Consider the following 17,973-nt stretch of genomic DNA (forward strand, 5'->3'; position numbering starts at 1 on the left):
ACGAATGCAGCGGTGGGACTCGTGTAACACCAGGTGATAGTCCGTGTCCGAAATCCACGTCACGTCAGCCTCGCCGTTCAGTTCCTCCTCGAGACTTTTGATCGTTCCGGCACCGGCGTACCCTGCTCCGAGTACCACTACGTTCTCTGTCATACCGACGACTCCGCAACCGACCGATACAAACCCTTTGAAATCGGTCCCGTTCCGGGGAAAATTATGCCGATAAAATCGTGATGAATGCGAGGGAGCGACAATCACCGCGAGTGAAAGAGATAGCGAGAGGGAAAACCGACTGGAGTTAGTGTTCGGGCTCGCCGGCCGGGGCTCGCATATCGTCGATAGCGAGGATGAGCTTGTTGTTCGTGTCGTCTTTGCCCTCGAGTGTCCCGATGATCTGGAGTTTCGAGAGGGGCGTCGGACCGACTGTCACCGAATCGCCCTCGTGGAACTCGGAGAGAGAGCCCTGGAGTTGGATCTCTGCGCGGCACTTTTCGGGGTGGTGGACGCTGGTCAGGTCGATCTCCTCGACGTTCGAGTGTTCGACCAGTTCGCCGTTGTGGCGAAGCGGGACCTCGGCGGCCTGATCCATGTCCTGGATCTGCAGGGCGTCGTAGGCGTTCGCGGTGGGTTTGTACCCGCCTTTCGGGCCCGGCACGCCCTCGACCAGTTGCAGGGCCTTCAGGCTCTGCATCTGGTTGCGGATGGTCCCCGGGTTCCGGTCGACCTTCTCCGCGATGTCCTCGCCCTTGACCGCGCTCTCGCTCTCCCGGTAGAGATTTACCAGTTCCTGTAGAATGTTCTTTTGGCTGGGTGTCAGTTCGATAGATGACATAATTTGTTGTTCGGTATAGCCGTCCTTAAATGCGACGGTAGACTGTGTGGAACGCGGCGTGTCGGGCGTTCGAAACGGACAAAAACACCACCACTTTTGACGGGGCCCTTCGTGACACAGATATGGAAGATCAACGCGTACTGGTGACCGGCGGCGGCGGGTTCATCGGCGCGAACCTCGCGAACGAACTCGCGGCCGACAACGACGTCATCGCGCTGGACGACGGGTATCTGGGCACGGCCGAGAACGTCTCGGAAGATGTCGAGTACGTGGAACGAAGCGTCGTCGAGGACGACCTGCCGACCGACGTTGACGTGGTGTTTCACCTCGCGGCGCTGTCGTCGTACGCGATGCACGAGGACGACCCGACCCACGGCGCGCGGGTCAACGTCGAGGGGTTCGTCAACACCGTCGAGCAGGCCCGCGACGACGGCTGTGACACGATCGTCTACGCCTCGACCTCCTCGATTTACGGCAGTCGGACCGAGCCCTCGCCAGAGGACATGGACGTGACGGTCAACACGGGCTACGAGGCCTCGAAGATGGCCCGCGAGACCTACGCCGAGTACTTCGGGAACCACTACGACCTCACGCTGGCCGGGATGCGCTTTTTTTCGGTGTACCAGGGCTACGGCGGCGCCGAGGAACACAAGGGCGAGTACGCCAACGTCATCGCGCAGTTCGCCGACGACATGGCGAACGGCGAAGCGCCCGTCCTGTACGGCGACGGCGAGCAGACTCGCGATTTCACCCACGTCGACGACATCGTCCGCGGGCTGATCCAGGCCGCCGACCACGAACTCGACGGCGTCTACAACCTCGGCACCGGCGAGGCCTACGACTTCCTCACGGTCGTCGAGATGCTCAACGACGAACTCGGGACCGACATCGACCCGGAATTCGTCGAGAACCCCATCCCGGACGACGTGTACGTCCACGACACCTGCGCCGACGCTTCGAAGATGCGCGCGGCGACCGGCTGGGAACCGCAGATCAGCTTCGAGGAGGGGATCGAACTGGTCTGTGCGCCCTACACCGGCGACTGACCGAGCGGCGACCCGGACCGCGAGGCGGGGACATTTACTTCTCGGCGGTGAAGCGCGGGTATGAACCGACAGGTGCGCGTCCTCGGCGTTCCGATGGACCTCGGCGCCGACCGACGCGGGGTCGACATGGGGCCGTCGGCGATCCGCTACGGCGGGCTCGCCGAACAGATCGAGAGCGCGGGTATCGACTGCGTCGACGGGGGCGACATCCACGTCCCCCGGCCGGAAGAGCGCGATCCGGACGCGGGCAGTCCAACGCCGGGGCGCGCGAAGTTCTTCAGGGAGACGAAGGAAGTGTGCGAAGACGTGGCGACCGCGGTCGACGCGACGGTCGGAGAGGGGGGATTCCCGCTCGTTCTCGGCGGCGATCACTCCATCGCCGTCGGCACGCTCGCCGGCGCGGCCCGGGACGACGAGGACCTGGGCGTCGTCTGGTTCGACGCCCACGGCGACTTCAACACGCCGGAGACGACGCCGAGCGGCAACATCCACGGGATGTCGCTGGCCGCCGTCCTCGGCCGGGGCCCGTTCGCCGACCACGAGTGGGCGCACACGCCGGCCGTCAGCGAGGAGAACGTCGTCATCGTCGGGCTCCGCGACGTAGACGAGGGGGAGCGCCGCCTCATCCGGGAGAGCGAGGCGACGGCATTCACGATGTCCGACATCGACGCTCGGAGCGCCCCGGAGGTCGTCGCCGAGGCCCTGGAGATCGCGACCGACGGCACCGACGGCATCCACGTCAGCCTCGACATGGACTGGCTCGACCCGACGGAAGCACCGGGCGTCGGGACGCCGGTCCGCGGGGGCGTCTCATACCGCGAGGCCCACACCGCCATGGAGTACGTCGCGGAGCACCACAAGCGACTGCGCTCGATGGAGGTCGTCGAGGTGAACCCGATCCTCGACCAGCACAACAAGACGGCCGAACTGGCCTGCGAACTGGTCGCGAGCGCGTTCGGTAAGCGAGTGCTCTGACTACCCGAACCCCTCGTACTGCATCTCCGAGTCGGGGACGCCGACGCTCCGCGCGGCCCGGACCAGCGTCGAGACCATGGCGCTGATGCCACAGGCGTACAGCTCGACGTTCGAGGGGTCGATGCGGGCGTCGACGCCCGACTTCGGGGCCTGCTTGCGAGCGCCGGCGAGGCGCTCGGGGAGCCGTGCGTTGGCGAGCGCGTCCTCGGCGACGTGCGTGACGAACACCGACTGGACGTAGTCGGTCTCGCCCTCCCAGTCGGTCAGCAGTGGCTCGCGGGTGAGCGTCGGGACGAAGTGGAAGTGGTCGTGCTCGGCGTCCAGCCGCCGGAAGTGCTCGCGGTGGGGCAGGTCGTCCTCCCAGCCGCAGCCGAGGAACAGCCAGACGTGCCGGGGGTCGCCGTCGACCACGTCACGGCCCGTCTCAAAGGTGTAGTCGATCATGCTCTTGAACGGCGCGACGCCGGTCCCCGTCGCCAGGAAGACCATATCGCGCCTCGACGGCGGGTCGAGCACCATGTGGCCGTTGGGGCCGCGGACCACCACCCGGTCGCCCACGTCGACGTGTTCGAACAGATCGCTCGTGAGCCGTCCGCCGGGGACGAGTCGGATGCAGAACTCCAGTTCGTCCTCGGTTGGAGAGTTCGCGAGCGAGTACGCTCGCGGCGTGTCGCCCACCCTGAGCGTGACGTACTGCCCCGGCGCGAAGTCGATGTCCACGTCGGCCTTCACGCGGAGGCGAAGCAGCGACGGATAGGGGCGGTCGAACCGCTCGGCGAGCGTCTCGATTCGGTCGAGACGGGCGTCGGACGCACCGGCCGCTCGCAGGCGCTCGAACAGGTCGTCCCACCGGTAGGTCGAGCCCTCGTCGGCGTCCGCCAGCCAGGATCGCTCGCCGACGGCCGCGATCTGGTCGCGGAGTGCCGACAGCACCTCGTCGTTGCGGTTTCGGTCCATCGGCTCGGCCAGCGTGACGCGGGCGTCCTTCGTGACCAGCGGGAGCTGCGCCGCGCGGTCGTGTTGCGAGAGGTGGGAGGGCAGGTCCATGGACGGGCTAGCACGTCGACCGTTGTATCTCTACCCCCCGCTCTCGGTCGAGTCGGCGAGAGAGAGAGTCTCACTCGCGGCTAGCGCTCGCCGTGACCGGCCTAGCGGTCGACGGAGAGGCCGGCGTGCCACTGATCGGCGTCGGCGTCCTCGACGGCCTCGTCCATCGCGTCGAGGTAGGTCACGGCGAGGCTGGCGCACTTTGCGGCCTTTCGCTCGCCTTCAGTCCGGAACTCGCCCGTGACGCGGTTGGCGTACACCGTACAGACCGCGCCGGCGCGCAGGCCGTAGAGGCTCGCCAGCGTGAGGATGCTCGCGGCCTCCATCTCGAAGTTGAGGACGCCGGCCTCGCGGAGCGCCTCGATTCGCTCGTCGCTGCCGCTGGCCTCGAAGCCCTCGAAGCCGGGGCGGGACTGGCCGGCGTAGAAGCTATCCGTCGAGCAGGTGACCCCGAGGTGGTAGTCGTAGCCCAGTTCCTCGGCGGCGGCGACGAGCGCCGAGACGACGCGGTGGTCGGCGCTCGCGGGGTAGTCCTCGCGGACGTACTCCTTGCTGGTCCCCTCCTGTCGGACCGCCCCGGTCGTGATGATCAGGTCGCCGACGCTGGCCTCCTCCTGGATGGCCCCGCAGGAGCCGACCCGGAGGAAGGTGTCCGCGCCGACGCGCGCCAGTTCCTCGACGGCGATGGCGGCGGACGGGCAGCCGATGCCCGTCGAGGTGACCGAGATGGGCGACCCCTCGTGGGCCCCCGTCGCCGTGCGGTACTCGCGGTGTTCGGCGACGACCTCGTGGTCGTCCCAGTAGTCCACGATCTTCTCGACCCGCTCGGGGTTGCCCGGCAGCAGCACGCTGTCGGCCACGTCGTCCGAACTCACTTCGAGGTGGTACTGCACGTCGTCGTTCGGGTCTTCGCTGTCGTCGGTCATGCGTCGAGGTGGCCGCGGGTGATCGTCTCCGGGATGAGGTCGCCGAGTTCGTACGCGGTCGGGTCGTCGCCGTCGGTGACGACCTCGAAGGACTCGTCGCAGAACTCCGCCAGCGTCTGTCGACACATCCCGCAGGGCGTGACGCCGTCGCGCTTGCCGGAGGTGACGGCGATGCGCTCGAACTCCCGGTGGCCGTCGCTGACCGCCTTTCCGACGGCCACCTCCTCGGCGTGGAGGCTGTTGCTGTAGTTCGCGTTCTCGATGTTACAGCCGGTGTACACGTCGCCGTCGGTGGTCTCGATGGCCGCGCCGACGGTGTACTCCGAGTACGGGACGTACGCGTCGTCGATGGCGTCTCTGGCCGCTTCGAGGAGGTCGTCCATGCTCCGGGGTCGACCGGACGGGTGGAAATGCTGTCGGTCCCGATAGAATGTGCCGGTTCGTCGCCGCGTTCGAGCGCCGAGACAGCGGTCCGACTCAGGCGTCCGCGACGGTGACCTCGTCCACCGCGTCGCCGACGACCGCGGTCGTCTCGTCGACGAGCGCGTCGATGTCGTCGCTCTCGGCGTAGACGCGGACGTACGGCTCCGTCCCGCTCGGGCGGACGAGCGTCCACGAGCCGTCCGAAAAGGAGAGGCGGACGCCGTACTCCGTCGAGACCCCCGCGTCGGGGAACGTCGCGGGCAGGGCGGATTCGAGGCGGTCCATGACCGCGGCCTTGGCGTCGTCCGGGCACGAGACGCTCACCTTCTCGTAGGGCCGCTCCGAGATAGCGGCCCGCCGGTCGGCGACGCCCTCCGCGGCGAACAGGCGCGTGAGGACGGCCGCGCTGGCGACGCCGTCGATCCAGCCGCCGAAAGCGGTGTGGATGTGCTTCCAGGGTTCGGCGGCGAAGACGACTTCGGTGTCGTCGGTCCCGCTCTCGCGGGCGTTCGCGATGCCGACGTGGAGCGAGCCGAGGTGGATGCGCTCGACGCGGCCGCCGGCGGCCTCCACCCGCTCGTCGATTCGGCCAGAGGCGTTCGGCGTCGTCACCACGACGGGGTCCGAGGCGGTCGCCGCCCGCGTGTAGTGCTCGGCGAGCATCGCGAGGACGGTGTCCTCGTGGATCACCTCGCCGTCGCGGTCGACCACGACGATGCGGTCGGCGTCGCCGTCGTGGCCGAAGCCGAAGTCGGCGTCGGAGTCGGCGACGAACCGCCGGAAGTCGGCGAGGGTCTCCGGCGTCGGCTTGCTCTCGCGGCCGGGGAAGAAGCCGTCGACGTTGGCCTCGGTCGCCAGCACGTCCGCGCCGAGCGTGCCGAGGACCTGCGGCGTGGCGACGCCGCCCATCCCGTTGCCGCAGTCGACGGCGACCGTCAGCCCGGACGGGTCGGCCCCGAGCGACTCGGCGTAGGCCGCGACCGCGGCGCGGTAGTCGTCGAGGGCGTCGACGGACTCGGCGCCGGCCCAGTCGCGCCAGACCGCGGGGCCGGCCTCGTCGGCGACCCGGCGCTCGATCCGTTCTTCGGCGTCGTCGCCGTACTCCGTGCCGTCGGTGAACACCTTGATGCCGTTGTCCGTCGGGGGGTTGTGACTCGCGGTGATCATCACGCCGTGTCGGCCCCGCGAGGCGTAGGCCAGGGCCGGCGTCGGGACGCGTCCGACTCTGACGACGCGAGCGCCGGCGCTCTGGAGGCCCGCGGCCATCGCGTCGGCGAGCGCCGGCGACGTGACGCGGCCGTCGTACCCGAGCGCGAACGTCTCGCCGTCCCGCCCCACGGCCTGCCCGACCCGGAGCGCGAGCTCGGGCGTCACCTTCGATACGACATCCCCCCGGATTCCGGCCGTCCCGAACAGTTCCATACCGGCGATGCGGAAGCCGGCCGTTTAATTCTCTCGTTCGGCGACAGCTATGTCGGTGCGTCGGGAAGGCGCGACCGGGCGTCGCACAGAGAAAAGGGAGCGACCGATTACAGCAGTTCGTCGAAGTCGTAACCGTCGATATCGACGCCCTCGGCCGTGACTTCGGCGAGATAGATGCCGTTCCCGGAACCGGTGTCGCGCTCTGCGGCGGCCTTGATCGAGGCGGCGGCGACCTCGCGGGCCTCCGCGTTGCTCATGTCGTCCTCGTAGCGGTCTTCGAGGGTCCCGTAGGCGACGGTCAGCCCGGAGCCGGTGACCGTGTAGTCGTCTTTCATGACGCCGCCGGCCGGGTCGATGGAGTAGACGTGGTGGCCGTCGTCGTCGACGCCGCCGAGGATGGGGTTGATGGCGAAGAAGGGGCCGCCGCGGGCGAAGTTCCCGGCGAGCGTCGAGAGCCCCTTCATCGTGATGTCCTCGCCGCGTCGAGCCTCGTAGAGGTTGACCTCGGCGCGGAGCGTGCGGATGAACGACTGCGCGCCGCCGACGCTGCCCACGAGCGTGAGCGCGGCGGTCGGGTGGATCTGCTCGACCTTCTGGACGTTCTTGTTCGAGACGAAGCGACCGCCGAGCGAGGCGCGCATGTCCGTCGCGATGACGACGCCGTCGGTCGTCGTGATACCGATGGTGGTCGTACCCGTCTTGTTCACCTTCTCGCCGTCCTGGGCGGACTGTTCGGGGAGGGATCCGACCTCTGGCTCGTAGGGATCGCTCTGGAACTCGTCGGCGGTCTTGGGTCCAGAGAAATCCGGCCCGGGAGTCATCTCTCGCATTACCCTGCGGTATCAGTCCGGCGCTGATAAAACCTCTTCTTGTGGTGAGCCTGACCGCCTCCAGCGAGACGTCGCGGTCGCACCTCGTTCGATTACGGAGACCTCGAATTGTGTGACATCATCAGGCGCTCGCCTGCGCGTAGGCGTCGTTGAGCCCCGAGAGGACCCGGTCCATCGGAAGCCGGAGGCCGAGTCGCTCCGTGATCATCGCTACCGGCAACAGCAGGATGCCGAGCAGCAGGGTGAACTGGTAGAGTGCGAACAGCGTTGCGGTGTACAGTCGGGCAACCATCGTCTTCGGCTGAGTCCAGAGCGTGTCTGGTATATAAGCTTTGTTGCCACCCTGTGGAAACGTATCATCGATTGTGAAGGACTGTCCCGCCGCAGTCTTGCGGTTTGCCGAACACACTGGGAGCAGTCGTATTCCGGGTCACCGACGCCGCCGGAGGCGTAACAGGGGCGTGAGCCGCGCCGCTGGTTCGCATAAGTTATGCAGATAGTAACGGTGACGTGCGCACCGGACGCGAATCAAAACTATCGAATAGTCGGGCCACGAGAGTGTGCGTATGAACTACCTCGTGGCGATGGAAGCAGCCTGGCTGGTCCGTGACGTAGACGACATCGACGACGCTATCGGCGTCGCGGTGAGCGAGGCCGGCAAGCGCCTCAACGAGGCGGAGATGGACTACGTCGAGGTCGAGGTCGGCGCGACCGGCTGTCCGGCCTGCGGCGAGCCGTTCGACTCGGCGTTCATCGCGGCCGACACCGCACTCGTCGGACTCGTCCTCGAGATGGACGTGTTCAACGCCGAGTCCCCCGAGCACGCACAGCGCATCGCCAAGAGCGAGATCGGCGGCGCGCTCCGGGACGTGCCCCTGAAAGTCATCGAGGTCTTCGAGACTCAGGAAGACGACGAGGCCGAGGCCGAAGCCTAACGCGACCCGTCACGTTCTCCGCCGGCACCGCCCGCGCGTAGCCGTTGGCTTTTTATATTACCGTTAGTAATCGCCTGTATGGAGTTACCGACGCCGCAGGACCTCCGGGAACGCCGGAACGACCTCGGCCTGACCCAGAGCGAACTCGCGGAGCGCGCCGACGTGTCGCAACCGCTCATCGCCCGCATCGAGGGCGGCGACGTGGACCCGCGGCTCTCGACGCTCCGACGTATCGTCACCGCGCTCGAGGAGGCCGAGGGCGGCATCGTCAAGGCGCGCGACCTGATGAACGCGCCGGTAGTCAGCGTCGCGCCCGACGACTCCGTCCACCAGGCGAAGGAGCTGATGGACGAGAAGGGGTACTCGCAGGTCCCCGTCGTCCGCGACGGCGCGCCCCAGGGACTCATCGGGAACTCGGACATCCGCCAGCGATCGGAGGAGAACGTCGGCGAACTCCCCGTCGCCGAGGTGATGCACGAGTCCATCGCCACCGTCGAGTCGGACGCGCCCATCGACGAAGTCGACGCGTACCTGAACCACAACGCCGCCGTGATGGTGGTCGAGGGGGGCGAAACTATCGGGGTCATAACCGAGGCCGACATCGCGCGTACGGTGAGCTAACTCCAGTTCTCAGAAACGGAAACGGCGATAGTACCCGCATACCGGCCGTAAGAGCGGATTAACCGCGAAAAACGGTGCTGTGGCTATATATTCAGTCTCGCCGACGAGTTACCTACGATGCCCAACCCCGACGACCCGCTCTACGCCGAACTCGAAGCCGCGCTCGACAGCGCCGAAAACGAAGCCGCGAAATATCACATCCGACAGGCGCTCCAGATCCGCATCGCCGAGGAGACGGCCGGCAAGGACCTCCTCTCCGCCTGACGCGTCGGCGATACCGACGGTTCGATTTTCCCCTCACTCGGTCAGTTCGAGCCCGCGGACCGCGACCGCCTCGTCGCCCGCCTCGACGGTGCCGACGACGCGCGCGTCGTCCGACGCGGCCACGACCTCGTCGGCGTCGCTCTCTGGGACCGCGGCGACGAAGCCGGTCCCCATGTTGAACGTCCGGTGCATCTCCTCGTCGTCGACGCTGCCCTCGCGCTGGACGAACTCGAAGACCGGCTGGGCGTCGAACGGGTCCGTGATCTCGTAGCGGTGGGGCCCCATCCGCGTGAGGTTCGTCCAGCCGCCACCGGTGACGTGAGCGGCCGCGTGCGTGTCGACGGCGCGGAGCGGGCCGAGCACCTCGCTGTAGATCCGGGTCGGTTCGAGCAGTTCCTCGGCGATGGTCCGGTCCGGGTTCGGCGGGAACGGGTCGGTGTACTCGTGGTCGCGCGTGACCGCCTCGCGGGCGAGCGTGAGCCCGTTCGAGTGGATGCCCGAGGACGGCCAGCCGACGATGGCGTCGCCGGGCTCGGCCTCGCCGGGGAAGACGGCGTCTTTCGGGGCCAGCCCCGCGCAGGTCCCGGCGATGTCGAGGCCCTTTATCACGTCGGGCATCACCGCTGTCTCGCCGCCCACGAGGGCGACGCCGGCGCGCTCGGCCCCGGTCTGGAGCCCCGCGCCGATGTCCTCGCTGGTCTCCTCGTCCGGCGTCTCGACCGCGAGGTAGTCGACGAACGCCACCGGCTCGACGCCGGCCGCGATGAGGTCGTTGGCGTTCATCGCGATGCAGTCGATGCCGATGGTGGAGTAGTCGTCGATGGCCTCGGCCACGAGCAGTTTCGTGCCGACGCCGTCCGTCGCGAGCGCGAGGTACTGATCACCGATGTCGACCAGCCCGGCGTAGTCGCCCTCGAACTCGCCGGCCGCGCCGATGAGCGCCTCCGTCGCCGCCTCGCTGGCGTCGATGTCCACGCCGGTCTCGGCGTAGGTCAGTCCCTCCTCCGCGTCGTCCTCGGGGTCCGTCGCGTCTCCGTCGGTCATATCCGAGAGCGCGCGTGGCGCGGGCAAAAGGGCGTCGTTCCGGCGGAGCGCCGGACCGCTTCAGAGGACGAACAGCGCGCCGAGTCCGAGCAGGATCGACGGGACCGCGACGACGAGGAAGATCGGCGTGCTCCACTCTCGCACCGTTCGCCCGTCGAGCGGGCCGAACGGGAGCATGTTGAAGCCGGCGAGCAGGAGGTTGATCTGGAGCCCCATCCGCGCGACCTCCCAGAGGAACCCGCCAGCGCCGGAGATGAGCGACGCGACGAACGGGACGAGGAAGGCGACGGCGAGCGCGAGGTTCGTCACCGGTCCGGCGACGGCGATGAGGCCGTGTTGCTTCGCCGTGAGGCGACCGCGGTGGACGACCGCGCCGGGCGCGGCGAAGAGGAAGCCGACGAGGCCGCCGAGGACCGCGAACCCCAGCATCTTGTAGTCGGCCTTGAACGCGGCGACCTGGCCGAACCGGACGGCGACGACCTTGTGCGCGAGTTCGTGGAGCAGGAACCCGATACCGACGGTCAGCAGACTGACCGCGAACGTGCCGGCGGCGGCGGACAGCGACAGGCCCTGGAACTGGAGGAAGACGATACGGGTGAGTTCCCGTTCGAGGAAGAACGTGAACGCGACGCCGAGGGCGAGCCACGCGACGAGGAGGTCGCGGAGTTCGCGCCCGCTGAACGACAGGCCACCGGGCCCGCCGCTCGCGCCGCCGCGTCGCCCCATCTGCCCGGCCATCAGAGGACCCCCACCAGGATCTGGGTCCCCTCGCGAACGCCCTGCCAGAGGAGCCGCGAGACCCCCGCCATGCCGCCGATGTCAGAGGAGATGTACGGGATCAGCACCGGGAAGACGACGTAGGAGGCGACGGCGCTACCGACGTTCGTGAGGGCGACGACGAGGATGAGCCGAAAGAGCGGGACCTGTCGCATCCGGGCGACGAGGTCCATGATCGGCGACTCCTGGTCGTTGAGGATATCGTTCAGCGTCGCGATGTCGCTGATGTTTACGGAGATGTACTTGAGCTCGACGTAGCCGGCGAACCAGCCCGCCGCGAGCAGCGGGAACAGGCTCGTCAGCCAGCCGAACGCACCGGCGGCGAGCGCGCTCGACCAGTGCGCGCCGGCCACCTTGGCGAGGCCGCCCGCCAGGACGGCGTTGACCGCGACCAGCGCGACGAACAGCTGCAGCAGGACCGACTGGCTCGCGCCGCCGAGGATGAGCAGGCCGAAGAAGGCCAGAAAGACGAAGCCGAAGCCGTAGCCGATCAGCTTGTACAGCGACACGCGCCGCCCGCTCTCGGTCCCGACGAGCGATTCCATCGGCGGAAGCGAATCGGGGTCGTCGAGATAGCGCTCGATGCCCTCGCGGTGGCCCGCGCCCACGACGGCGACGACGTGGTAGCCGGCCTCGCGGAGCGCGACGAGCCGGTGGGCGATGAAGGCGTCGCGCTCGTCGATGAGCGCCTCCGCGCCGCCGGGCGAGAACTGCCGGAACTCCTCCATCATCGCGCTGACCACGTCGGTGTCGGTCAGTCGCTCCATGTCGAACTCCTCGACCTCCTCGCCGCCGCGGAACCGGGTCAGAACGGCGGCGATGGGGATTCCGACCGCGAGCGCGACGACGCAAATCGTCAGCAGCGTGTCGAGCAGACCGGCGACGGTGGTCCCGACGCCGCCCGGCAGCACGCCCGAGAGCGCGCCGCTGGGGACGATAAGCGGTCCGGCGAACGCGCCGGCGACGATGGCGACGGCTCCACCGAGCACCGCACCGAACGTGAGTCCGACCGTGAGCGGCGGGCCGAGTTCGGCCGCCAGGCTCCCGACGAGCGTGAGCTTCTCGACTGCGGAGAGGCGCGCCCAGAAGCGCTGGACCGTCGTCTGGATGTCCCGGTCGACGAGCGCGACGCCGAGTCCGAGGCGCTCGGCGGTGTCGATTCCGGCTTTCATGTCAGCGCCGGGCTGGATGTCGAAGCGCTCGCCCAGCCGGGTCTGGATGTACGACAGCATCCAGTAGGCGAGGAACTGGAAGACGGTGTTCCCTCGAAGGAGGTCGCTCGCGTCGAGGTCGTCGGGCGTCTCGCCTTTGATCTGGCGATAGCGGCCCTCGTCGAGTTCGACGGCGACGACGTCGGGGTCGGCCTCCTCGATGGCGGATTCGACTTCCGCGACGCTGTGCTCGGAGACGTGAGCGGTTCCGACGACGTCGACGCGCCCCGCACCCGACGGCTGGGGGAGGTCGTCCGCCGCCGACTCCGCGTGTTCGGTCATCACCCGCGTTACACAGTCGCGTCCTTTACCGTTGTCGGGTTGGCCCATCTCCCTCGAGCGCGCCGGATACTTCGTCGACCGGTCATGTTCGTCCCATTGTATGTCACCACCAGTCGTCGAAGCTATTACACGACAGCCTGTTAATACAGGAACAAATTTCGTGGTAACTACCAGACGTGACGGGGTTCACTGAAAGTACCGAACTCGTTACTGATTCAAAAGACTGATATGTATGGGGTCGAACTGTATCGGACATAGCGATGTACGACCTGACCGGATTCCAGCGGGACCTCCTGTACGTCATCGCGGGGCTCGACGAGCCACACGGACTGGCGATCAAGGAGGAGCTGGAGGACTACTACGAGAGCGAAGTGAACCACGGCCGACTGTACCCGAACCTCGACACCCTCGTCGAGAAGGGCCTCATCGAGAAGGGCGAGCGCGACCGCCGGACGAACTTCTACACGCTGACCAAGCGGGGCAAGCGCGAACTCGACGCGCGAAAGGACTGGGAAACGCAGTACATCTCGGCGTAACCGCTCGCCGGACGACAGACTCAACGGTACCCGACGCGAACGTCGGCCCGTGCCGACCGTTCTAGAGACCTATCTCGAGAATCGCTGGATGGTGCAGCCGAACCACTCGAACCACCTCGGTTCGACACACGGGGGGAACGTGCTGAAGTGGATGGACGAACTTGGGGCGATGTCCGCGATGCGATTCGCCGGCGAGACCTGCGTCACCGCCCGAATGGACCAGGTGAACTTCAAGCGTCCCATCCCCGTCGGCGACAACGCCCTCGTCGAGGCCTTCGTCTACGACACCGGCGAGACGAGCGTCAAGGTCCGACTGCGCGCCTCCCGCGAGGATCTCCGGACCGGGGAGAGCGAACCGACGACGGAGTCGTACTCGGTGTACGTCGCCGTCGACGACGACGGCACTCCCGTCCCGGTGCCGGACCTGACGACCGACTCCGAGCGGGGCGAGCGACTGCGACGGCGTGCCCTCGACGGCGAGGCGACACGCTGACGTTTATTCCCGCCGCCCGCCTACGGCGACTATGACACTCGATGTCGAGACGCCGCCGCGACCGGAGCTTTCGACCGGCGTCGCCGCCGACGAATACGACGACGCCGAGGTGCAGGGCGACGAGTACCGCCGCGCGGAACTGGCTGACGCGCTCGACGCGGGCGCGTGGGAAGACGCGTTCGGTCAGTGGGCCGCCGAGTCGTCCCTCGACGCCGACCAGTGGGCCATCGTCACGGACCTCGACCTGATCTCGGAGTTCGACTTCTTCTGGGACTCCTTCGCCGGCCGCGTGGGCTATCACGCACCCGGATTGCCGGAGGACTGGCGCGAGCGGGAGATTCATCCGGACATCGACTCATGGGGCACGGTCTCGGGAATCAACGCCGGCCTCACCGAGTTCGGACAGGTGGTCTGTGAGGTGCTCGCGGAGGACTACATCGACTGGGAAGCCGAAGAAGTCGACGCGGGCGATCTGCCGGACTTCTGACCCACACATCTACTCCGGCAGGACGCCCTCGAGGACGAACGTCTCGCGCCTGTCCTCGGCGCGGGTCACGTCGATGCCGGCGTCGGTACAGAACGCCACGGCGTCGTCGGCCGCGTACCGCTCTGACAGCGGCGGCCCCTCTCGCCCGGTCCCGGTCCGCGTCCAGTCGCCGATGGCGACCCGACCGCCGGGGACGAGCGCGTCCGCGATAGCGTCCATCGCGGCCGGCGAGGCGAACTCGTGAAACGTCATCGTCGACACGACGGCGTCGAGCGCGTCGGTGAACGGGAGCGCCTCGACGGCCGCGGTGACCGGGACGACGTTCTCCGGCATCCCTTTCTCCCGGTAGTGCTCGTGCATCGCCGCCTGGACGTCGAGCGCGTAGACCCGGCCGGTGGCCTCGGCGACCGAGTCGGTGTAGAAGCCCGTCCCGCTCCCGAGGTCGGCGACGACCGACGACTGCTCGGGGTCGAACAGCGCCAGGAGCTCGTCGACCGAGAGGTACTCGTACCGACCGGGGTCTTCGAGCTGTTCGGCCCGATCCACGTCGAAGGTGTGAAATCCCATCGGTGGGGGTTCGCGCCCGGCGGAGAAAAACGGTCAGGGACCGGCAGCCTGATAACGGCTCACGCGTTTGCACCGATATGGTCGAAATCGTCGCACCCCGAAAACGGGAGTGTGAACGCTGCGGACGGGTCGACGAGTGGGACCCGGACAAGCAAACGTGGAGTATCGTCACGAAAGACGGAACCAAGCAGTCCGGCAATCCTCACTGTCTCCACGAGTGGGACATCAACGGCACGTTCAATCCGCTCGCCGAGTGAGAACAGTCCGAACAGACGCGTTTCTTCTCCCGTTCGAACGGATAGAACCTCCTTCAGAAGAACCGAAAAGCGACTCCGATAGCGTGCCGATCAGGTCGCCGGCTGTGTCGACGCCTCGGGCGTCGACGGTGCGGCGAGCGAGCCGTCGGTCGCGTTCCCGGTGGTCACCTCGACCGGCGTCAGTTCGACCGTGGCGGCCGTCTCCTCCTCGCCGATGACCTGTCCCTCGCTGATCTGGGTGGTGTCCGTGAACGCAGTTCGGGTCCCGTTGTTGGTCCCTACGGCGGTGAACTGGTAGGCGGTCCGGGAGCGGACGCTCACGTTCGTGTACCCCTCGTCGGTGCCCCACTCGTCGTAGCCGGTCGTCGAGTACGGCACGGTCATCTCGAAGTTACCGTTCTGGTCGGACTGGACCCGCTGGCGGTAGACGAACGTCTTGTTCGTCGCGGGGTTGTACATCTGCACCGCGGCCCGAACGGTCGTGTTCGCCGGGGCGCTCCCTTCGACGGTCGCGCCGGGGACGCGCTCGAAGATCTTAGTCCAGGCGGAAGACTGGTACCGGGCGCTGTTGAACGCCTCGCTCTCGCTGGAGCCGACCAGTCGGTAGTGCTCCATCGCCGGGACCCGCTCGGCGGGCGTTCCGGCGTAGCCGCCCAGTTGCGAAGTCGGGTCGTTCTGGACGTACTGGCGGGCCGCCTCCATCGACTCGAACTGCCGGAGGATTCGGCCCTGTGGCTGGCCCTCGGGCTCCTCCTCGTTGGTCGGCGCGCCGCGGTACTGCTGGCCAGTGCTGGTCTGTTTGTTCTCCCAGTCGACGACGAGCGGCTGTGGTTCCGCCGCGCTGCCGTGGAACCGGTACAGCCGCGCCACCGTCGTCTCGTAGTATGCCTGCTTCTGGACGGTCACCTGACGGAACCCGCCGCTCTGGGTCTGGACGTACAGCCGACTGTAGTAGTCGCTGGCCTGGACGCCATCGACGAACGCCGGCGGCGCGAAGAACTTCCCACCGATGTTCCCGTTCGTCTCGGCCATCTTCCAGTCGACGGCGACGTACCGGGTCTTGGCGTCGTCTTCGTCGACGTCGTCGAGGACCCCGTTCGCCGCCGTCTCGTTGGGCGCGATCAGGAACTGCGCGGCGGTGTCGCTCCCTTGCTGGAAGGGGTTCGCGTTCGGAATCCGCTCGGCCCGCGTCGTGATCCAGTGGCCGTAGTCCCACCACGACATGACGCCGTAGGCGCCCTGTTCGTAGTCGTAATCCTCCTGTCGCGGGTACGTGCCGTAGTACTCGAGCGAGTCGCCCTCGCCGGTTCCGTACGTCCCTTCAGCGGGCGTGTGGGTCTGCATCCACTGGAGGCTCTCGTCCCAGCCCTGAATGCCGGCGCCGGGGTTGGCCGACTGGCCGACCTCCGTCGTCGTCGGGCCGATCAGGACGAGGGGCGCGATCACGACGAGGATGATCGTCAGGATCGTCAGCACCTGGTAGTACTCGATGCCGTCGTCGGGGACGAGGTCGAACCGCCTGACGACTCGGCCGACGGCCATGCCGGTCAGCACCGCGATCGGCACGACGAGGTAGTACGCGAACCGGCGCTGCGTGAACGTGGCCATCAGGAGAATCGCTCCCCAGACGACCACGAGCAGGTCTTGCGCGGGCGCGTTCTCGTCGAGGATCTGTCGCCCGGCGAGCCATACCGCGCCGCCGGCCGCCACGAGAACGGCGAACCCGTGGCGGTCGAACAGGACTGACGGGTCGCTGAGCGGCGCGACCTCGCCGACGGTTCCGCCCGAGGCCGTCGTCACGAACCCGACCACACGGCTCAGATTGTTGACGAAGAAGCCGTACAGGTCCGGGAGCGCGACGGCCATGAACACGATGCCGACGGCGAGGATGCCGAAGACGGTCGCCGGGTAGAAGTACCGCTCGTAGTCGGATTGCTCCATGTACCGGGCGAGCCAGGCCATGAAGACACAGCCGACGGCGACGGCGAGCGCCATGCCGGGCTGTAAGAGCGAGTGAGAGGTCGCGGTGATCTGGAGGGTCTGGAGCCGCGACGCGCTCAGCACGGCGACGGTGGCCATCGTGATGGCCCCGGCGATGGCGGTGTGCTCCGGGCTGTGGTCGTGCACGTACTCGACACAGAGGCGCAGGAGGAAGAACAGCCCGAGGATGCCGAGCAGGAGAACGCCCGGCGGCCAGGTCCAGAGGTACATCGCGATGGCGACGCCGGCGAGGACCGACCAGCCGACGGTGTCGCGCAGCGCGTCGAGGTCGCGCTCGAGGAACTGTTCGTAGATCGGCTTGTCTCGCGCGGCGACGCTGACGGCCACCATGACGCCCAGCACGCCGAGCGTCTGGAACAGCGCCTCCGCGACCTGGTGGTCCGAGAACCCGACCATGCTCCGCTGGAGGAACGAACCGGCGGAGAACGCGAGGACGGCGACCGCGGTGACGCCGCCGAGTCGGCCGCCGAGTCGACGGCCGATGACGTACGTCGGGATCGCCACAGCGGTGCCGAAGACGGCCGGCGCGAACAGGAGGGTCATCGCGACCGTCTGATCGCTCGGGGAGCCCAGCCCGACGATCAGCGCCACGGTGGCGACGATCTGGTCGAAAAACGTCCCGAACTGGCCCGAGCTGGTCCCGTACGGGAAGTACGTCCACGGGTCGAACGGCATCGTGGCGGGCCAGTTCTGCACCGTGTACTGCGTCGTACGGAGGTGATACCAGGCGTCGTTCCCGCTGAAATAGACCTCGCCGTCGATGATGAAATTCTGCCAGCTACGGACGCGATTCCACAGCATGAACCCGAGCAGTACCAGGAGGAGCGGAATGTGGTACCAGCGCTCGGCCCACTCCAGGGCGGACTCGAGTTCGGGGTTGTCGTCGAAGTATCCCCGGGATTGACTCATTGCAGGGAGAAACTGCCAACGCGCGCATAAGCCTTTTGACCTCCGGACGACCGCAGGATGGAAACGCCTAACAGCGCCGGTTCCGACC

21 protein-coding genes and 1 pseudogene are annotated in these 17,973 nt (G+C 67.4%); 9 read left to right on the forward strand and 13 right to left on the reverse strand.

The genetic code is table 11. The features are described 5' to 3' along the window. A pseudogene (locus GM656_RS19290) lies at positions 1-153 on the reverse strand (NAD(P)/FAD-dependent oxidoreductase); the annotation flags it as partial. 145 nt (positions 154-298) lie between these two features. Then, complete coding sequence (locus GM656_RS00010; protein WP_162411598.1) at positions 299-832, reverse strand: Rrf2 family transcriptional regulator; 534 nt, start codon at positions 830-832, stop codon at positions 299-301. A 122-nt stretch (positions 833-954) separates the two neighbouring features. Between GM656_RS00010 and GM656_RS00015 the strand changes: the two genes are divergently transcribed. Next, on the forward strand, positions 955-1,878 hold the full coding sequence (locus tag GM656_RS00015; protein WP_162411599.1) for an NAD-dependent epimerase/dehydratase family protein: 924 nt from the start codon (positions 955-957) through the stop codon (positions 1,876-1,878). Between the two features lie 60 nt (positions 1,879-1,938). Then, positions 1,939-2,853: an arginase gene (gene rocF, locus GM656_RS00020; RefSeq protein ID WP_162411600.1), complete on the forward strand. Its 915-nt coding sequence runs from the start codon at positions 1,939-1,941 to the stop codon at positions 2,851-2,853. On the opposite strand, the gene GM656_RS00025 is transcribed toward rocF, so the two are convergent. The 6 genes from GM656_RS00025 to GM656_RS18935 form a co-directional block, all read right to left on the reverse strand. Continuing rightward, complete coding sequence (locus GM656_RS00025) at positions 2,854-3,900, reverse strand: FAD-binding oxidoreductase (RefSeq protein WP_162411601.1); 1,047 nt, start codon at positions 3,898-3,900, stop codon at positions 2,854-2,856. Positions 3,901-4,001: 101 nt separating this feature from the next. Further along, positions 4,002-4,826 carry a nucleoside phosphorylase gene (locus GM656_RS00030; protein ID WP_162411602.1) on the reverse strand — a complete coding sequence of 275 codons (825 nt, stop codon included), beginning with the start codon at positions 4,824-4,826 and terminating at the stop codon, positions 4,002-4,004. Continuing rightward, positions 4,823-5,209 (reverse strand): cytidine deaminase, encoded by a 387-nt coding sequence (gene cdd, locus GM656_RS00035; protein ID WP_162411603.1) that lies wholly within the window; start codon positions 5,207-5,209, stop codon positions 4,823-4,825. The genes GM656_RS00030 and cdd overlap by 4 nt, the downstream gene beginning before the upstream one ends. A 94-nt stretch (positions 5,210-5,303) precedes the next feature. Further along, positions 5,304-6,671, reverse strand: coding sequence for a phosphopentomutase/phosphoglucosamine mutase (locus GM656_RS00040; protein ID WP_162411604.1), 1,368 nt, complete (start codon positions 6,669-6,671; stop codon positions 5,304-5,306). A 107-nt stretch (positions 6,672-6,778) separates the two neighbouring features. Continuing rightward, complete coding sequence (psmB, locus tag GM656_RS00045) at positions 6,779-7,501, reverse strand: archaeal proteasome endopeptidase complex subunit beta (protein ID WP_162411605.1); 723 nt, start codon at positions 7,499-7,501, stop codon at positions 6,779-6,781. A gap of 121 nt (positions 7,502-7,622) precedes the next feature. Next, the gene (locus GM656_RS18935) at positions 7,623-7,793 is read right to left on the reverse strand and encodes a hypothetical protein (protein ID WP_174242904.1); all 171 of its coding nucleotides are present in this window, start codon (positions 7,791-7,793) and stop codon (positions 7,623-7,625) included. A 274-nt stretch (positions 7,794-8,067) separates the two neighbouring features. On the opposite strand from GM656_RS18935, the gene GM656_RS00050 reads away from it, so the two are divergent. The 3 genes from GM656_RS00050 to GM656_RS18940 all read left to right on the forward strand — a co-directional run bounded on the left by GM656_RS00050 (position 8,068) and on the right by GM656_RS18940 (position 9,321). After that, positions 8,068-8,436: a DUF555 domain-containing protein gene (locus GM656_RS00050; protein WP_162411606.1), complete on the forward strand. Its 369-nt coding sequence runs from the start codon at positions 8,068-8,070 to the stop codon at positions 8,434-8,436. A 78-nt stretch (positions 8,437-8,514) separates the two neighbouring features. Next, positions 8,515-9,057 (forward strand): CBS domain-containing protein, encoded by a 543-nt coding sequence (locus GM656_RS00055; RefSeq protein WP_162411607.1) that lies wholly within the window; start codon positions 8,515-8,517, stop codon positions 9,055-9,057. A 117-nt stretch (positions 9,058-9,174) separates the two neighbouring features. Beyond that, positions 9,175-9,321 (forward strand): hypothetical protein, encoded by a 147-nt coding sequence (locus GM656_RS18940; RefSeq protein ID WP_174242905.1) that lies wholly within the window; start codon positions 9,175-9,177, stop codon positions 9,319-9,321. 33 nt (positions 9,322-9,354) lie between these two features. Here GM656_RS18940 and purM read toward each other — a convergent pair whose 3' ends face one another. From purM to GM656_RS00070, 3 genes are read right to left on the reverse strand one after another with little or no spacing between them, the layout of a single operon-like run. Continuing rightward, the gene (gene purM, locus GM656_RS00060; protein ID WP_162411608.1) at positions 9,355-10,365 is read right to left on the reverse strand and encodes a phosphoribosylformylglycinamidine cyclo-ligase; all 1,011 of its coding nucleotides are present in this window, start codon (positions 10,363-10,365) and stop codon (positions 9,355-9,357) included. 60 nt (positions 10,366-10,425) lie between these two features. Then, positions 10,426-11,103, reverse strand: coding sequence for a zinc metalloprotease (locus GM656_RS00065; RefSeq protein WP_241692679.1), 678 nt, complete (start codon positions 11,101-11,103; stop codon positions 10,426-10,428). Continuing rightward, the gene (locus GM656_RS00070) at positions 11,103-12,635 is read right to left on the reverse strand and encodes a TraB/GumN family protein (protein WP_162411609.1); all 1,533 of its coding nucleotides are present in this window, start codon (positions 12,633-12,635) and stop codon (positions 11,103-11,105) included. The genes GM656_RS00065 and GM656_RS00070 overlap by 1 nt, the downstream gene beginning before the upstream one ends. A 260-nt stretch (positions 12,636-12,895) precedes the next feature. Here GM656_RS00070 and GM656_RS00075 point away from each other — a divergent pair, with 260 nt between their 5' ends. Genes GM656_RS00075 through GM656_RS00085 form a run of 3 tightly spaced genes read left to right on the forward strand, consistent with a single transcriptional unit; the run spans position 12,896 to position 14,151 of the window. After that, entirely contained in the window at positions 12,896-13,171 is a 276-nt protein-coding gene (locus tag GM656_RS00075) for a PadR family transcriptional regulator (protein WP_162411610.1), read from the forward strand. 49 nt (positions 13,172-13,220) lie between these two features. Continuing rightward, complete coding sequence (locus GM656_RS00080) at positions 13,221-13,664, forward strand: acyl-CoA thioesterase (RefSeq protein WP_162411611.1); 444 nt, start codon at positions 13,221-13,223, stop codon at positions 13,662-13,664. Between the two features lie 31 nt (positions 13,665-13,695). Next, positions 13,696-14,151, forward strand: coding sequence for a hypothetical protein (locus tag GM656_RS00085; protein WP_162411612.1), 456 nt, complete (start codon positions 13,696-13,698; stop codon positions 14,149-14,151). A gap of 9 nt (positions 14,152-14,160) precedes the next feature. Here the strand turns inward: GM656_RS00085 and GM656_RS00090 are convergent, their stop codons facing one another. Then, complete coding sequence (locus tag GM656_RS00090; protein ID WP_162411613.1) at positions 14,161-14,718, reverse strand: class I SAM-dependent methyltransferase; 558 nt, start codon at positions 14,716-14,718, stop codon at positions 14,161-14,163. A gap of 77 nt (positions 14,719-14,795) precedes the next feature. On the opposite strand from GM656_RS00090, the gene GM656_RS00095 reads away from it, so the two are divergent. Then, positions 14,796-14,975: an HEWD family protein gene (locus GM656_RS00095; protein WP_162411614.1), complete on the forward strand. Its 180-nt coding sequence runs from the start codon at positions 14,796-14,798 to the stop codon at positions 14,973-14,975. 90 nt (positions 14,976-15,065) lie between these two features. On the opposite strand, the gene GM656_RS00100 is transcribed toward GM656_RS00095, so the two are convergent. Beyond that, positions 15,066-17,885, reverse strand: a complete 2,820-nt coding sequence (locus tag GM656_RS00100) for an oligosaccharyl transferase, archaeosortase A system-associated (RefSeq protein ID WP_162411615.1) — start codon at positions 17,883-17,885, stop codon at positions 15,066-15,068. Positions 17,886-17,973 lie beyond the last annotated feature (88 nt).

Source organism: Haloarcula salina (assembly GCF_010119195.1).
Classification (GTDB): Archaea; Halobacteriota; Halobacteria; order Halobacteriales; family Haloarculaceae; genus Haloarcula; species Haloarcula salina.

Bases quoted from the DNA above. Each gene is read 5' to 3' on its own strand.
- GM656_RS00010 (WP_162411598.1), bottom strand. From the start codon at position 832: ATGTCATCTATCGAACTGACACCCAGCCAAAAGAACATTCTACAGGAA.
- GM656_RS00015 (WP_162411599.1), top strand. From the start codon at position 955: ATGGAAGATCAACGCGTACTGGTGACCGGCGGCGGCGGGTTCATCGGC.
- rocF (WP_162411600.1), top strand. From the start codon at position 1,939: ATGAACCGACAGGTGCGCGTCCTCGGCGTTCCGATGGACCTCGGCGCC.
- GM656_RS00025 (WP_162411601.1), bottom strand. From the start codon at position 3,900: ATGGACCTGCCCTCCCACCTCTCGCAACACGACCGCGCGGCGCAGCTC.
- GM656_RS00030 (WP_162411602.1), bottom strand. From the start codon at position 4,826: ATGACCGACGACAGCGAAGACCCGAACGACGACGTGCAGTACCACCTC.
- cdd (WP_162411603.1), bottom strand. From the start codon at position 5,209: ATGGACGACCTCCTCGAAGCGGCCAGAGACGCCATCGACGACGCGTAC.
- GM656_RS00040 (WP_162411604.1), bottom strand. From the start codon at position 6,671: ATGGAACTGTTCGGGACGGCCGGAATCCGGGGGGATGTCGTATCGAAG.
- psmB (WP_162411605.1), bottom strand. From the start codon at position 7,501: ATGCGAGAGATGACTCCCGGGCCGGATTTCTCTGGACCCAAGACCGCC.
- GM656_RS18935 (WP_174242904.1), bottom strand. From the start codon at position 7,793: ATGGTTGCCCGACTGTACACCGCAACGCTGTTCGCACTCTACCAGTTC.
- GM656_RS00050 (WP_162411606.1), top strand. From the start codon at position 8,068: ATGAACTACCTCGTGGCGATGGAAGCAGCCTGGCTGGTCCGTGACGTA.
- GM656_RS00055 (WP_162411607.1), top strand. From the start codon at position 8,515: ATGGAGTTACCGACGCCGCAGGACCTCCGGGAACGCCGGAACGACCTC.
- GM656_RS18940 (WP_174242905.1), top strand. From the start codon at position 9,175: ATGCCCAACCCCGACGACCCGCTCTACGCCGAACTCGAAGCCGCGCTC.
- purM (WP_162411608.1), bottom strand. From the start codon at position 10,365: ATGACCGACGGAGACGCGACGGACCCCGAGGACGACGCGGAGGAGGGA.
- GM656_RS00065 (WP_241692679.1), bottom strand. From the start codon at position 11,103: ATGGCCGGGCAGATGGGGCGACGCGGCGGCGCGAGCGGCGGGCCCGGT.
- GM656_RS00070 (WP_162411609.1), bottom strand. From the start codon at position 12,635: ATGACCGAACACGCGGAGTCGGCGGCGGACGACCTCCCCCAGCCGTCG.
- GM656_RS00075 (WP_162411610.1), top strand. From the start codon at position 12,896: ATGTACGACCTGACCGGATTCCAGCGGGACCTCCTGTACGTCATCGCG.
- GM656_RS00085 (WP_162411612.1), top strand. From the start codon at position 13,696: ATGACACTCGATGTCGAGACGCCGCCGCGACCGGAGCTTTCGACCGGC.
- GM656_RS00090 (WP_162411613.1), bottom strand. From the start codon at position 14,718: ATGGGATTTCACACCTTCGACGTGGATCGGGCCGAACAGCTCGAAGAC.
- GM656_RS00095 (WP_162411614.1), top strand. From the start codon at position 14,796: ATGGTCGAAATCGTCGCACCCCGAAAACGGGAGTGTGAACGCTGCGGA.
- GM656_RS00100 (WP_162411615.1), bottom strand. From the start codon at position 17,885: ATGAGTCAATCCCGGGGATACTTCGACGACAACCCCGAACTCGAGTCC.